Origin of the sequence: Amycolatopsis saalfeldensis (genome assembly GCF_900110575.1) — a bacterium.
Classification (GTDB): domain Bacteria; phylum Actinomycetota; class Actinomycetes; order Mycobacteriales; family Pseudonocardiaceae; genus Amycolatopsis; species Amycolatopsis saalfeldensis.
In genome coordinates this window covers 397,548-410,633 of record NZ_FOEF01000005.1, presented here as the reverse complement: position 1 = coordinate 410,633, position 13,086 = coordinate 397,548, and the positions used below count along the sequence as shown (strand labels likewise).

At 70.2% G+C, this 13,086-nt stretch carries 13 protein-coding genes; 5 read left to right on the top strand and 8 right to left on the bottom strand.

All coding sequences use genetic code 11. The features are described 5' to 3' along the window. The first annotated feature begins 8 nt into the window (after positions 1–8). Positions 9–1,604, top strand: a complete 1,596-nt coding sequence (locus BMY97_RS15280; RefSeq protein WP_177231351.1) for an amidohydrolase — start codon at positions 9–11, stop codon at positions 1,602–1,604. Positions 1,605–1,640: 36 nt separating this feature from the next. Here the strand turns inward: BMY97_RS15280 and BMY97_RS15275 are convergent, their stop codons facing one another. Further along, positions 1,641–2,204 (bottom strand): CGNR zinc finger domain-containing protein, encoded by a 564-nt coding sequence (locus tag BMY97_RS15275; protein WP_091617457.1) that lies wholly within the window; start codon positions 2,202–2,204, stop codon positions 1,641–1,643. 220 nt (positions 2,205–2,424) lie between these two features. On the opposite strand from BMY97_RS15275, the gene BMY97_RS49130 reads away from it, so the two are divergent. Next, positions 2,425–2,547, top strand: coding sequence for a hypothetical protein (locus BMY97_RS49130; RefSeq protein ID WP_281246900.1), 123 nt, complete (start codon positions 2,425–2,427; stop codon positions 2,545–2,547). A 53-nt stretch (positions 2,548–2,600) separates the two neighbouring features. Further along, the gene (locus BMY97_RS49125; RefSeq protein ID WP_281246899.1) at positions 2,601–2,723 is read left to right on the top strand and encodes a hypothetical protein; all 123 of its coding nucleotides are present in this window, start codon (positions 2,601–2,603) and stop codon (positions 2,721–2,723) included. Between the two features lie 77 nt (positions 2,724–2,800). On the opposite strand, the gene BMY97_RS15270 is transcribed toward BMY97_RS49125, so the two are convergent. After that, entirely contained in the window at positions 2,801–3,406 is a 606-nt protein-coding gene (locus BMY97_RS15270) for a GNAT family N-acetyltransferase (RefSeq protein ID WP_177231350.1), read from the bottom strand. A 278-nt stretch (positions 3,407–3,684) separates the two neighbouring features. On the opposite strand from BMY97_RS15270, the gene BMY97_RS15265 reads away from it, so the two are divergent. Then, entirely contained in the window at positions 3,685–5,073 is a 1,389-nt protein-coding gene (locus tag BMY97_RS15265; protein ID WP_143086200.1) for a hypothetical protein, read from the top strand. 124 nt (positions 5,074–5,197) lie between these two features. Then, complete coding sequence (locus BMY97_RS15260) at positions 5,198–5,449, top strand: hypothetical protein (protein WP_091617454.1); 252 nt, start codon at positions 5,198–5,200, stop codon at positions 5,447–5,449. A gap of 57 nt (positions 5,450–5,506) precedes the next feature. Here BMY97_RS15260 and BMY97_RS15255 read toward each other — a convergent pair whose 3' ends face one another. The 6 genes from BMY97_RS15255 to BMY97_RS15230 all read right to left on the bottom strand — a co-directional run bounded on the left by BMY97_RS15255 (position 5,507) and on the right by BMY97_RS15230 (position 13,078). After that, the gene (locus BMY97_RS15255) at positions 5,507–5,941 is read right to left on the bottom strand and encodes an SgcJ/EcaC family oxidoreductase (protein ID WP_091617453.1); all 435 of its coding nucleotides are present in this window, start codon (positions 5,939–5,941) and stop codon (positions 5,507–5,509) included. Positions 5,942–5,945: 4 nt separating this feature from the next. After that, on the bottom strand, positions 5,946–6,905 hold the full coding sequence (locus BMY97_RS15250; RefSeq protein ID WP_091617452.1) for a helix-turn-helix domain-containing protein: 960 nt from the start codon (positions 6,903–6,905) through the stop codon (positions 5,946–5,948). Between the two features lie 181 nt (positions 6,906–7,086). After that, complete coding sequence (locus tag BMY97_RS15245; RefSeq protein ID WP_218156778.1) at positions 7,087–8,739, bottom strand: arabinofuranosyltransferase AftB family protein; 1,653 nt, start codon at positions 8,737–8,739, stop codon at positions 7,087–7,089. Positions 8,740–9,028: 289 nt separating this feature from the next. Further along, on the bottom strand, positions 9,029–9,511 hold the full coding sequence (locus BMY97_RS47035) for a hypothetical protein (RefSeq protein ID WP_091617451.1): 483 nt from the start codon (positions 9,509–9,511) through the stop codon (positions 9,029–9,031). Between the two features lie 7 nt (positions 9,512–9,518). Continuing rightward, a complete protein-coding gene (locus BMY97_RS49120) occupies positions 9,519–12,758 on the bottom strand; it encodes a chromosomal replication initiator protein DnaA (RefSeq protein WP_177231349.1) in 3,240 nt (1,079 codons plus the stop codon). Next, positions 12,758–13,078 carry a hypothetical protein gene (locus BMY97_RS15230; RefSeq protein WP_091617450.1) on the bottom strand — a complete coding sequence of 107 codons (321 nt, stop codon included), beginning with the start codon at positions 13,076–13,078 and terminating at the stop codon, positions 12,758–12,760. The genes BMY97_RS49120 and BMY97_RS15230 overlap by 1 nt, the downstream gene beginning before the upstream one ends. Positions 13,079–13,086 lie beyond the last annotated feature (8 nt).

Below are 13,086 nucleotides of genomic sequence, written 5' to 3'. Positions count from 1 at the left end.
TCGACACCGTGTACCTGAACGGGAACCTCATCACCCTGGATCCCGACGTGCCCGCCGCGTCGGCCGTGGCGATCCGAGCCGGCCGCTTCGTCGCCGTTGGTGCCGACGCGGACGTGCGCGCCCTCGCCGGACCGGACACCGAGGTCGTCGATCTCGCGGGAGCGACTGTGGTGCCCGGCTTCAACGACAGCCACTGCCACATCGAGTTCGCCGGACAGGATGAGCTCGTCATCGACCTCTCCGGTGTGCGCACGGTCGCGGAAGCGCTCGCCGCGATCCGCGAGTTCGTCGCCGGTCGCGCCGGGGGCGAGTGGGTGACGGGCAGCGGCTGGCACCCGCCGGCGCAGCTGGTCGAAGCGCGCTACCTCACCAGGGCCGACCTCGACGACGCAGCGCCGCACAACCCGGTTTTCCTCCCGACGGTCGGGCACGTGGCGATGACGAACTCGAGTGGCCTGGAGCGGGCCGGCATCGATGACAGCACCCCCGACCCGTCCGGCGGAACCATTGACCGCGACGCCGCGGGCCGGGCCACGGGCGTGCTCTATGAGAACGCCATCGACCTCGTCACAGCCGTGAAACCGGGCTGGACGATCGAGGAACTGGAGGTCCAGTTCGCCGCCGGACTGGCGCGCGCCAACAGCTTCGGCATCACGAGCGTGCTGCAGCCCTGGCTGGACCCGCGCGGAATCCAGGCCCTGCAACGATTGTGGCTCGACCGCAGGCTGACTGCCCGCGTCGGGGCCATGTGGAAACCGGACCCGTCGGTGTCACTGGACGAGTGGCGCCGCACGGTCGAGGCCAGTGGCGTGTCGTCCTGGTTCGGCAACGAATGGCTCAAGCTCGTCGGCATCAAGATCTTCCTCGACGGCGGCATGACCCTGCGCACGGCGCTGATGCACGACGAATACCCCGGCGACGGGCACGACCACGGCATGGCCACGATGTCGCCCGAACATCTGACGGGCCTGGTGGTCATCGCGCATGAACTCGGCTGGCGCCTTGGCGTGCACTGCGTCGGCGACCGGGCCGTGGACCATGTCCTCGACGCGTTCGAAGCGGCCAACCGCGTCGGGCCGATCGCAGATCGGCGCTTCGCCCTGATCCACGGCAGCCTCGCCCGGCGCGAGCAGCTCGAACGCGCCCGTGCGCTTGGTGTGCGTCTCGAACTGCAGCCCGCGTTCCTGTGGGGCAAGGCGGCGACGATCGAGAAGGCCCTCGGTACCGCGACCGCGAGCCGCGCGATCCCGATGCGCTCCGCGCTCGACGTGCTCGGCATCGACAGCGTCTCGATGGGCACCGATTTCCCCGTCAACGACCTGAACCCGTTCCTCGGCTTACAGCTCGCGGTCACCCGCAAGGACCTGCGCGGTGTCGCATACGGACCCGGCGAAGCCGTTACAAGAGAGGAAGCACTGCGGTCATACACAGCGTCGGGGGCGTTCGCGACGCGCGACGAAACAGTCAAAGGCACGATCACGCCGGGCAAGCTCGCGGATTTCGCCGTGCTCTCCGCCGACTACCTGAGGACCGCCGAGGAGCACATCAAGGACATCGAGGTGATCCGCACCGTTGTCGACGGCCGCGTCGTTTTCGAGAAATAGCGCAAGGGGGCTGACGCCGCGCCGGTGAGGTCACGGTCAGCCATCCGACGCGATGGCTTTCACACGTTGCCGACGGCGATACGCCGCTGTATGGGCACGGTTCGCGCACGTTCGTGCATCACAGAAACGACGAGAGTGGTTCTTGGTCGTGTCGAAGAGCGCGTTTGCGCAGCCGTCGGTGGCACAGATTCTGAGCCGGTCCGATCCGCGGTCCCGAACCACGAGCAAGAGCGCCATCAGGCTCGTCACAAAGACTCGCTGCGCCAGCGTCGCGCCGGGACGGGCGTAATGGAAGTGCCAAGCGCCGTCATGATCGGTGAGCTGGGGAAGCACCTCGCATTCGGACAACAGCCGATTGAGGTGCGCCACCACCTTCCGCTCGTCCTGAGCCTCGAACGCAAAGCGCAGCCGGGGCCGCAGCGCCCGAAGAAACTTCAAGTCGGCTGAAGTCAGATCGTCGACGATCCAACCGTGCTCGCCAAGGAGCTCAGCGCAGGCGTCGAGATCCGGCAGGCCGTCGATCCCGTCGCTGAGGACGAGGCTGTTGACCAGCGCCACGGCGGTGTTAACGGCGCGCTCGCCGTAAGGTTCAAAAGACATTTGACTCCTGCTCCAGGGCACGACTCCGTGCCGGACATGCGACTCACCTCGGGTCGGCCCACTTCCGGTGGATCCAGGCCGCTTGGGAGCGAGGTATGGAACCGATGGAGGTCTTGCGCTCCGCGAGCTCCTACACCGCGGAGGCGTACGGCACGAGCGACCGCTACGGCACCGTGACCCCGGCAAAGCCGCCGACCTGGTGATACTCGATGGGGACCCGTTGGCCGCCCCGGAGAACTACCGCAAGATCCGCGACGTGATCAAGGACGGGATCATCATCGACCGTGGCTCCCTGGCGACCGAGCGGTTGCTTGCGGATGATCCCGGTGAAGCCGGCTGGTAGCGAACCCTTGCGGCTTCGGTGAATCAGGCCGCTGCGGTACGTCCGGTGTCGCCGTGCATCGCCACCCGGCAGAGGGCTTCGTCGACTACGACACCGGTGAGGGCGGCTGCCGCGTCTGGACCCCGGCGGAGATCAAGCGGACGGGCAACGAGAGCTACTACGACAGCACCGCTTGATGGTCGAGGACTGGCTAGGCTCGATCCGTACCGGAACCGCGCCGGTGGTATCCGGGCGGGAAGGCGTCGACCTCGCTTCAGGGGATGCGGACGGTCACCGGGCTGTCGAAGATCTCGAAGCCGTGCCGTTCGTAGAGGCGGCGTGCCGGGTTGGCGTCTGTGACCACGAGTCCGATCGCGGGGTAGCCATCGGCGGCGGCGCGCGCCAGTGTCCGGCGGAGCAGGACGGCGCCGGTTCCCGGGTGGGACGGGTGCCGGAACAGGTCGGTGATCAGTGGGCCGCCCCAGGGTGGTGGGCCTTCGACCAGGTTGACCAGCAGACCGGCCACCACTTGGCCGTTGTCGCTGATCACGGCGCTGAGCGGGGAGGGCGAGCCGAACGTCGGGGTGGCCAGGATCGAGCGGAATCGGTTGTACAGCCCGTCGGTCTCGTCGTATTCCGGCCGGTAGTCGGGATGTTCGGGTGGGTACGCGGCGCGCCAGGCGGGCAGCAGGTCCTCGATCGGGTGGTCCAGCGGTTCGGGCCGCAGCGGAGGTGACGGCTGCAGGTCCGCCCACTCGCTCGGCGGGCGGTTCGCCGACAGGTCGCGGGTCATGCGATGGGAGGCCCGCACCAGCCGGGCACCGCCTTCGATCAGCTGCCCGGCGAGGGTTGCGGGAGTGGTCGCCGTCCAGCCCGGCATTTCGCGGAGCATGACAGCGGCGGCATCGGGACCGAGGACTGCCACCCGATCCGCCCACGGCTTGCCCGCGAATTCCCGCCGATCGTAGGAAAGCGCTGGAGTGCCTTCGGCGTTCAGTCGAATTTCGCCGCACCGGGACATGGTCACATCCAACCATCGCCTCCGAGTGACGCAGGACACAGTAATCAGAGAACCGGTCGGCCGGTGCCGGCGTCTTCCCGGATGACCGAGCGGGGGCTCGGGCAATCAGGCAGTCGAGCGACAGGCAGGGGAGACCGGTGACGACACGGGTACTCGGCACGGAACGCGTGGAACATCAGCCACAGGGGAACGCGCGGGTGCTCGGCATCGAGTTGCGCCGGTCGACCGCGCTGGCGGCCGGGGCCTTGGCGCTGGTGCTGGGGCTCGTCTCGGTGTTGTACCTGCTGGTCGGGATGGAGCCGGCGTTCGGCCAGTGGACCACCTTCACCGGCCTGTTGCGAGACGCCCTCGAGTTCCTCTGCCCGGTGGCCCTCGGCGCCGGGGCCTGGCAGGGGCGGCGGGAGGGCCGACCCGAGGTGGCCGAGCTGATCACGACCACCGCGCGGCCCGCTTGGCGGCGCGCGCTGCCCGTCGCCGGGGCGCTCGCGATCACGCTGACGGTGGCGTACCTGCTGGTGTTCGCCTTCGGCGCGGTCCAGGTCGCGGGCAACACCTCCTACCAGGACCTCGGCTGGCTCCCGCTGCTGCTCGTCGGCGAGCTTGCGCTGCTCGCGGCGGTGTGGCTCGGCCTGGGCATCGGCACTGTGCTGCCCTCGGTGTACACCACGCCGATCCTGATCGTGGTCAGCTTGGCCCTCCTGCGGGTACTGGCGTTCGCGGTCACCGGGACGACGTCGCTGCTCGGCCCTGGCCTGCACTTGCGCAGCCAGCTGCTGACCTTCACCCCGGAGGTCACCCTCGGCCAGGCGTGCTGGTTCACCGGGCTGGCCGTGGGCGGCCTGGTGCTGGTCATGGCCACCGGACGGCGCCGTTACCTGGCGCTGCTGGCGATCGGCGTCGGGCTCGCGGTGGCCTTGCCGCTGTTCCCGGCCACCCGGAACGCGGCCTACGCCATCGACGCCGGCGCGGCCGAACCGGTCTGCACCACGGACGCGCCCCGCGTCTGCGTCACCAAGGCCCACGCCGAGGCGCTCGACGACGTCACCGGCCCCGCCCGCGACGCCCTGCGCCGGCTGGCACCGCTGGCCTCCGCGCCGGCCTCGGTCGCGGAAAGCACGCTGAGCCCCGACGACAACGGCGCGAAGCCCCAGCCGTCCGGAGTGGTCACGTTCGACCTGTATTCCGCCGACCTGAACGAAAAGTCCCAGCCGACGGTGTCCGCGGACCAGCTGGAGACCCGGATGCTGGAGGGCGCCGGGACGACCTGGTGCACCGTCCTGCCCCCAGAGGAACAGCGGAACCGGGAGGCCATGGAGCGGCTGGACCGCGAGTTCTCGGCGCGCGAACTGTCGGCCTCGATGCTGCTCGGGAAGCCGGCGGTGACCTTCGACGCCGAGACGGCCCCGCTCTGGCCCGTGCTGCACGCGCTCCCGGCCGCCGAACAACAACGGCGGCTCAGCGCCCTGCGTCAGGCGCTCCTGTCCTGCCAGGGCGACCCGCTGGCCATCCTCACCCAGGGCCGCTGAGAAGACGTTCGGGCAGAGATCGCCGCAGCTGTTGAACTCCCGTGACCGGCGATGGCAGCGTCGGATCAGCCCCAGCGGCCGTCCGCACCGGACGGCACGGAATTCACCCAAGGAGCGTCCACGAATGAGTATCTTGCGCAAGGCGGGGGCGGCCGGTCTGCTCGTCGCCGTGTCCACGGCGGTCGCGATCGCGGCGGCCGGCACCGCCAGTGCCGGCGCCAGCCCGCCGCGGATCTACGGCTCGTACGGCGAGTGCATGGCGGCGGGCAACGCGCTGGCGCAGCAGGGCGAGGCGCACGGCTTCCACTGTGTGGACGTCGGCGCGGCCCCGGTCGGCGTCCCGTCCACGCAGTGGAAGCTGATCATCGACTTCTGATCGACGGACCGGCTGCTCCGTCCGGAACGTGCCGCGAGTTCCGGACGGAGCAGTGTTTTATCCGGCCGCCAAGGATTCCAGGGTCGTCGCGGTCTCCAGCGAGACCAGGCGCGAGTTCTGCAGCGCCGCGACCTCCCAGCGGCCGTCCTGCCACACCACGGCGAACAGCTGCAGGAAGAACCGGTGCGCGGGCGGCTCCTGCTCACCCGGCAGCACCATCGCCATGCGGTGGTGCACCACGCCCCAGCCCGGCCGGACGATCCGCGCGAACTTCACGTCGCCGCGCACCAGCCGAGTGCCCTTCAGCACCGTGTCGAACAGGGGCCGGTGGAACGCGATCATCTCGTCGCGTCCTTTGTGGATGGTTCCCTCGAAGTCCACCAGCTCGGCGTCGTCCGCGAAATCGGCCAGGAACGCGGCGGCGTCACCGGCGTTCCAGCCCTCGTTCATCCGGCCCGGAATGGCGCTCATCGCCTCGACCGACTGCTGCATGCGATCACCTTTCTGTGCTGTGACCGCCATTCTCGCCGGGCATCGCGCCGATCGCCTTGATCATCCGCGCACGGTTGCTGGACGTCAGCGCCGCGGCGTTGTACCCGTAGGTCGCCTTGAACAGCCGGCTGAAGTGCGCCGGATCGGCGAACCCCCATCGGGCGGCGACGGCCGCGACGGTGCGCCCGCTCCCGGCCAGGTCCGCCCGGCACCGCTCCAGGCGGCGACGGCGGATCAGCGCCGCCACCGTCAGCGGCTCGTCCTCGAAGAGCTTGTGCAGGCGGCGCACGGAAAGGTGGTGCGCCGCGGCGACTTTCGCCGGCGTCAGGTCCCGATCGGACAGTCTCGCTTCGATGAAGCCGACGATCCGGTGGCGCAGCGCCTCGTCGGGGGCCGGGGGCACCTCGCCCAGCTGAGCCGACAGCGCCACCGCGATCAGCTCGATCACCGCGGCCGCCGACCGGTCCGCCTCGTCGGCGCGGAACCCGGCCAGCGACCGCGCCAGCTCCCGCGCGAGCGAGGACACCAGCGCACCGGGCCCGCGGTCGCCGCGAATGCGCACCCCGGCGAGCCTCGCCGCGTCGTCCGGCCCGAGCCGCAACGCCTGCCGGGGCACCAGCATGGTCACGCTGGTGGTCTCGGAGCTGGCGAACCGCACCGGCCGCACCGGGTCGATCAGGACCAGGTCGCCGGGTTCGAGCACGGCGATGTGGCCGCCCTGCTCGGCGCGCACCCGTCCCCGCGTCACCAGCTCGATCTGCCACGACCCGCTGTCGGCCTCGCGCGCGGACCGCGCGTCCCGGAAGCACTCGCCCTCCGGGGAGACCAGCTCGGCCAGCCGTAACGGCCCCAGATCACCGGCCACCACGCCGGCGCGGAAGCCGTCGCCGACCTGCCGGCGGCCGCGCAGGGGCGGCAGGCCACTCGCCGCGAACGCCTCCAGGAATGCTTCGGCACCGGTCATGACCCGACGTTACCCGCAGGTCTGCGTAATTCTCACGGACGCGGCGACTCCCCTGGTCGCGCGATGGTGGTCCCAGCCTCGACGAGGCGTTACCCCCGCTCGCACCGGACGGTGCCCACCACGTTGGAGAAGCTGCTCGCCCCCGACGCCCTGCCGGCGCGGACAACACCGTGGTCGCCGGCTAGCCGCAGAACTTCCGCTCCGCCTCGAAGGGATCCGGCGGCACGGTGACCTGGGTCCGGTGCCACGCGCCGGTCAGGTTCCGCCAGAACCGCCCGAACGACATGGGCTCCCGGGCCGACCGCTGGATCTCGGCGAGGTCCCCGCAGGACAGTGCGTGCCGCGCCGCGGCCACCTCGGCCGGCGTCACGTCGCTCTTGATCGCGAAATTGCCCGGGGGCAGGACCGGCGCCGCCGGATCCGCGTAGTCGGCGAGCAGCCAGGCGTTGCTCAGTGGTTTCGAGTGCCCCGGTTTGCGGGTGGGGAAGTCGAGCCGCGCGCCGATGGGGTTGGCCAGGCCCCAGAAGTCGACGATCCCCACCTGCTCGGGCGCCAGCATCCCGGCCGTACCGAGGTAAACGCCGACCACCATCACTTGCTCCGGCAAGCCCGCGCGCAACGGCGTGGTGAGGATCCTGTTGTCCACCCCCTGGTAGATCAGGGATCGCTGCCCGGACGCGGCCCGGACGGCATTACCCAGCCCCTGGAGTTTCGGTACGTAATCGCCGGAGTCCGTGGGATTCGGCCGGCCGGTCCACGCGGCGTAGTAGGCGCGCTCGTCGTCGATGGGGCGGACAGAGCCGTCCGGGGCCGGATACCGGAGGAAGCCCGCGGAAAGTGCGGCCCACAGCGCGATCACCATCGTGACCGCACCCAGGCGCCTCGACCGCGGGATCACGAGAATCGGCAGGAGAAGCAGGAACAGGGCGGGTAGCAGCATGCGCGCGTGCATGTAGTCCCCGCCGACCTTGACCACGTAAACCAGGTGCAGGAGCCCGGCCGCCACCGGGGCGAAGGCCACCACCAGGTCGCGCCGAGCGGGCAGGCGCCGGAACAGGACGACCGGCAGAACTGTGGCCAGCGCCAGCGGCAGCCACAGGAAATAGGGATCGGCGAAGTCCGCGAGATAAGCGAAACCACGGCCCCACAACGATTCTCCTGCGTTTTTCGTGAGCGCGGGCATCGGCACCAGAATGCCGTAGAAGCCCATGCGGAAGATCTCGTACCCGACCGGCAGCGCGGCCGCGGCGCCGGCCGCCGCCAGGGTCAGGCGCCACGCCGGCCGGACGGTCAGCCACAACGCGACGAGGAACACCGCGGCGACCAGCGCCTGATCCGGCCGGACCAGCGGGCCGAGGCCGATCGTGAACGCCGTGCAGACCACCGCCCTCGACGACCCGTTTTCGCGCAGCCGCACCAGAAGCCACCAGCAGACGGCCATCCAGAACGTGTTGAGCCCGGTCTCCAGGCCCGACGTCGCGTACTCCCAGACCGGGCGCAGGCCCAGCAGCACCAGGATGCCGAACGGCAGCAGCAGCGCGCCGGAACGCCCGCTGTGCAACCGCCGCGCGCCGTCGACCGCGAGGCCGAACCCGCCCGCGGTGAGCGCCAGCCCGAGGATCCAGGAGATCGTCGAGGTGTCCGGCTGCCGGAAGACGAATCCGGCCAGCGCGAGCAGCCATTGCCAGAGCGCGCTGGTCGAGGTCTCCGCGCGCTCGCCGAGGTTGTAGACCGGGCCGTTGCCCGCGAGGATCTGTTCGACGGCGCGGGTGAAGATCAGGCCGTCGTCACAGATCCAGCGCGTCAGGTAGCCGAGGATCGCGATGAGCACCACCGCGGTCACGGTGATCGCCCGATTCCAGTGCGGTCTCGCCGAATCCGTCCAGGGAGACGGAACTTCGACGACCGGCGCCGGGGGTAGGTAAAGAGCCATGAGAAAACTCGTCCTCGCGCAATTGTGTGGCGAATGAGTTCCATCGTGGCAAGCGGGGTTCCAGGTCCCGTCATGATCGTGTCCGGGTTCTGTGACAAAACGCGGGTGCCCGGCTCAGCGGCGAAAACGGTTCCGCGCAAACAAAAAGCGGGCACGGCCACCGGCCGTACCCGCTTTTCGCGCCTTCAGCTCAACCGCGCCAGCGGTTGTTCAGGAAAGCATCGTCCTCGTCGTCGATTTCCTCCGTGCTCATCCGGCGCCGGTTGCCCGGCGCGGGCCGCGCCGACGGGACCGGGGGAAGCGGCGGCGGGGGCGGAGCCGGGGTCGGGGCCGGTGGCGTCGGCGGAACCGGCTCCGCGTGACGACCGCCCGTCCTCGGGCCGGTGGGGACGATGTCCTCGATGCCCTGAGAGCCGTTCTCCGCCTGGTGCCCCTCGGGCTCGAAGTCGAATTCCGACACCCCCTGCGGCTTGGGGCGGCCCTTCTCGTCCTGCCGCTTGCCCAGCTCGCGACGGTGCATGACGTAGCGTTCGGCGGCTTTCGCCTGCTTGGTCATGAACTCGTGCGCGCTGGCCTTGATCTCCTCGCCGCGTTGCTCGGTCAGCGTCCGGCGATCGCTCTGCTCCCGGACGAGGGCGTCCATCCGGGCCTGCATCGCGTTCAAGTCGTCCATCGCTGGCCTACCTCCTCGTCCGGAACGTCGGCGACAGATCCTCGTCGTCGTCGAGCGAGCCGGTGATCCGCTGGGACGGCTCGGGACCCGCGTCGAACAGGACGCCGCCGTCCACATTGTAGGCCCGGGAACCGCGTTCGTGGTCGCCACCGCCACCACCGCCGCCGGCGCCACCGCCACCCATCATGCCGCCGCCCATCATGCCGCCACCGGACTGGCCAGGGGCCCCGGCCGGCGTCGCGGGCTGGCCCTGCTGCGCCGGGTAGGTGTCCGCGCCGCTGTGCTGCGGCACCCCTTCGTGGCTCACCCCGGTCATCGGGGCCGAGCCCAGCGACTGCCCGGAAGCCGCGTCGGTCAGGTGCGCCGGAACGCCCGGAGCACCCGCCCCGCCGGCGTGGATGGGCGGTGTGCCGCCGTCCGGCATGCCCGCCGGGACGGCCGAGCCGGAGTCGCCCACGTGCTGCGCGGGAACCGAGGTGCCGTCGACCGGCATCTGCGTGCCGTCGACCGCGTGCAGCGGGGCCGAATCGGGGTGGTCCCCGGCCGGCATCTGCGTGCCGTCGAACGGCTGCAGGGGCTGGCCGGTGGTGCCGTTCGGCATCTGCGGCCCGTGGTCGCTGATCGGCGACAGGTCGGGCTTGTCCGGGGTGCCGTTGGGCATCTGCGGGCCGTGATCGACGAAACCCGGCCCATCGGGCTTGCCCGGGATGCCGTTGGGCATCTGCGGGCCGTGATCGCTGATCGACGGGTGCCCGCTGCTGCCGGGCGTGTCCTTTTCACCGAGGGTGTAGGTGGACGGGTGGCCCGTGCCGTCGTCGACGGTCACCTTGGTCGGGCCGTCCGGACCGTCCGGGCGCTCCGCGGTGATCTTGACGTCACCGTCCTGGATGTGGATCTTGCCGTCCGGACCCGGGTGGTAGGCGTGCCCGGAACCCGAGCCACCGCCGTCGCCGCCGCCGTCCGGGCCGGTGCCGGTGTGGTGCCCGGCGCCGCCCTTGCCGTCGTCGGACCAGTCGAGCTTGAAGTCCTTCGGGTCGCCGTGGCCTTCGCCGACCTTGATGTCCATCTGGCCGTCTTTGCCCGGCTCGGTCATCTCGAAGGTCTTGCCGTTCTGCTCGACCTTCAGCGTCTCCTGGTGGCCGTCCTTCCCGTCGCCGCCGGGCGCGTTCGGGTCCGAGCCGCCGCTGCCGCCCGAACCCGAGCCACCGCCGCCGTGGTCACCCTTGCCGTCGGGCGAATTCGGGTCGTTCGAGCCGCCGGTGTCACCGTGGCCGGAGCCGCCGCCGGTGTCGCCCGGGGGCAGGTTCAGGTCCGGCATCTTCGGCACGCTGCCGCCCGGACCGCCACCCGAACCGGAGCCGCCGCCCGAGCCGCCGCCGGTGTCGCCGGGAGGCAGGTTCAGGTCCGGCACCTTCGGGGTGCCGCCACCGCTGCCCGAGCCACCACCGGAACCGCCGCCGGTGTCGCCCTGCGGCATGGTCGGGTCCGGAATCGGCGGAATGCTTCCGCCACCACCGGAACCCGGACCGGAGCCGGAACCGCCGCCTGAGCCCGAGCCGCCACCGGTGCCGCCGGGAGGCAGGTTCAGGTCCGGCACCTTCGGGGTGCCACCGCCACTGCCCGAGCCACCACCGGAACCGCCGCCGGTGTCGCCCTGCGGCATGGTCGGGTCCGGAATCGGCGGAATGCTCCCGCCACCACCGGAGCCCGGACCGCCACCGGAGCCCGAGCCACCGCCCGAGCCGCCGCCCGGGGGCAGGTTCACGTCCGGGACCTTCGGCGTGCCGCCGCCGCTGCCGGAGCCGCCGCCAGAACCGGAACCGCCGCCGGGTGCGCCCTGGGGCACATCCGTGTTCGGGACCGGCGGCACGTTCCCGCCGCCACCGCCCGAGCCCGAACCGCCACCGGAACCACCGCCCGTGCCAGAGCCCCCGCCGGAACCGGAACCGCCACCGGAACCAGAGCCACCACCCGAACCGGAACCGCCACCGGAACCGGAACCACCACCCGAACCCGAGCCACCACCGGAACCCGAGCCACCACCAGAACCGGAGCCGCCGCCCGAGCCACCGGAACCGGAGCCGCCCGAGCCGGAACCGGAGCCGCCGGAACCGGAGCCCGAGCCGTCGGTCCCCGTGCCGAACTCGTTCTTGACCTTGCCCATGACCTTGTCGAGCTCGTCATAGGCCTGGTCGACCAGGTCCTTGGTGTCCTTGCAATTCTTGACGAATCCCTGGAACAGCCGGTCCCACATGTCCGGGATGAAGTAGTTGGTGATCCACTGCTTGGCGAGCTTCTCGCCCTCGGCCTTCATGTCGCCCTTGTCGCAGCAGCCCTGGTCGTTGAGCGTCGCCACGAGGTTCGTGCCGAAGTTCATGTCCAGGAAGCCGGCGATCGCGGTGAGGTCGTCGTCGCTGGCGGCCGAGCCGTTCGCCACGTTCACGATCCGCTGGGCCATGGTGAAGTCGGCCTTGGCCACGTACTCGGTGTAATCCTGGTTGACCTTGTCGGCCTTGCCCTTGCAGAGCGTGAACACCGTGGTCGCCGCGGCGATGGTGGCCTTGGCCGCGCCGTCGAGCGTCGTGTGGAGCTTGGTCGCCTTGGGCCCGATGTCGTCGTTGTAGTGGTCCCACGCCGCGTCGGCGCCCTTGCCCTTCCAGTCCTGCTGCAGGGTGGTCAGGGCCGTGGTGGTGTCCTTGGCGGTTTTGTCGACGCTGTCCGCGCCGGTCTGGAAATGCGCGGCGTCGTCCATGAAGTTCTTGAACGAGATCCCACGCTGCTCGTCGAACGGGCCGCGGATGTCCTTGTCCAGGTCGATCGCGTGGGTGTTGCCGCGGCAGTCGTCCGGGAATTTCGCGATCAGCGAGCCGAAGGTCTCGTACAGCTTGAGCGCGGGCGCGGCCGTGTCGAACACCTCGTCCGACGTCTTCGTGCCGCCGCCGTCGGACGTGGGCGGCTTCTTGCCGTCGAGGTCCTTCTTGCCGTCGTCGACCGCCTTCTTCTGCATATCTTCGTTGTATGCAGCCTGATCGCCGGCGCCCTTGGCATCGTTGTAGGCGTCGTCGGTCTTTTTGTAATCGGCGGAGAAGGCGCCGTTCGGCAGATAGGCCTTCTGGTATTTGTCCGACTCGTCGTCCGGAATCGAGACGCCGTCCATGATGGCGCTGGCGAGCAACGTTTTCTTGTCGTCACTCGGAACGGCGGGATCGTCGAGGACCTTCTTGATTTCTTCCCACGTCTTGGCCATCAGAGGGTCCCCCCAGCACCATAGATCTGGCCGTACTGATTGTCTTCGTTGCCGGCGTACTGCGACCCGGCCTGCTCGAGGCTCGAGCCGAACGTGGTGAGTGCGCCGTTGTAGCCGTTGACCGAGTCCGACAACGCCTTGGCCCCGTCCAGGTACTTCTGCGCGTGGTCCTGGTGCGCCCTGCCGAAGCCCTCCTTGGTGACCTCGGTGGTCGCCAGGTCCGGGTTGGCGTCGAGCAGGTCCTTGCCCAGTTGGGTGACCTTCTTCGACGCTGTCGCTATCGCCTCGGTGGACGCGGTGTAGCCCCCGCTGCCGCTCATGTGCGCTT

Bases quoted from the DNA above. Each gene is read 5' to 3' on its own strand.
- BMY97_RS15230 (WP_091617450.1), bottom strand. From the start codon at position 13,078: ATGAGCGGCAGCGGGGGCTACACCGCGTCCACCGAGGCGATAGCGACA.
- BMY97_RS15260 (WP_091617454.1), top strand. From the start codon at position 5,198: ATGAGTATCTTGCGCAAGGCGGGGGCGGCCGGTCTGCTCGTCGCCGTG.
- BMY97_RS47035 (WP_091617451.1), bottom strand. From the start codon at position 9,511: ATGGACGACTTGAACGCGATGCAGGCCCGGATGGACGCCCTCGTCCGG.
- BMY97_RS15275 (WP_091617457.1), bottom strand. From the start codon at position 2,204: ATGTCTTTTGAACCTTACGGCGAGCGCGCCGTTAACACCGCCGTGGCG.
- BMY97_RS15255 (WP_091617453.1), bottom strand. From the start codon at position 5,941: ATGCAGCAGTCGGTCGAGGCGATGAGCGCCATTCCGGGCCGGATGAAC.
- BMY97_RS49120 (WP_177231349.1), bottom strand. From the start codon at position 12,758: ATGGCCAAGACGTGGGAAGAAATCAAGAAGGTCCTCGACGATCCCGCC.
- BMY97_RS15270 (WP_177231350.1), bottom strand. From the start codon at position 3,406: ATGCCGGGCTGGACGGCGACCACTCCCGCAACCCTCGCCGGGCAGCTG.
- BMY97_RS15250 (WP_091617452.1), bottom strand. From the start codon at position 6,905: ATGACCGGTGCCGAAGCATTCCTGGAGGCGTTCGCGGCGAGTGGCCTG.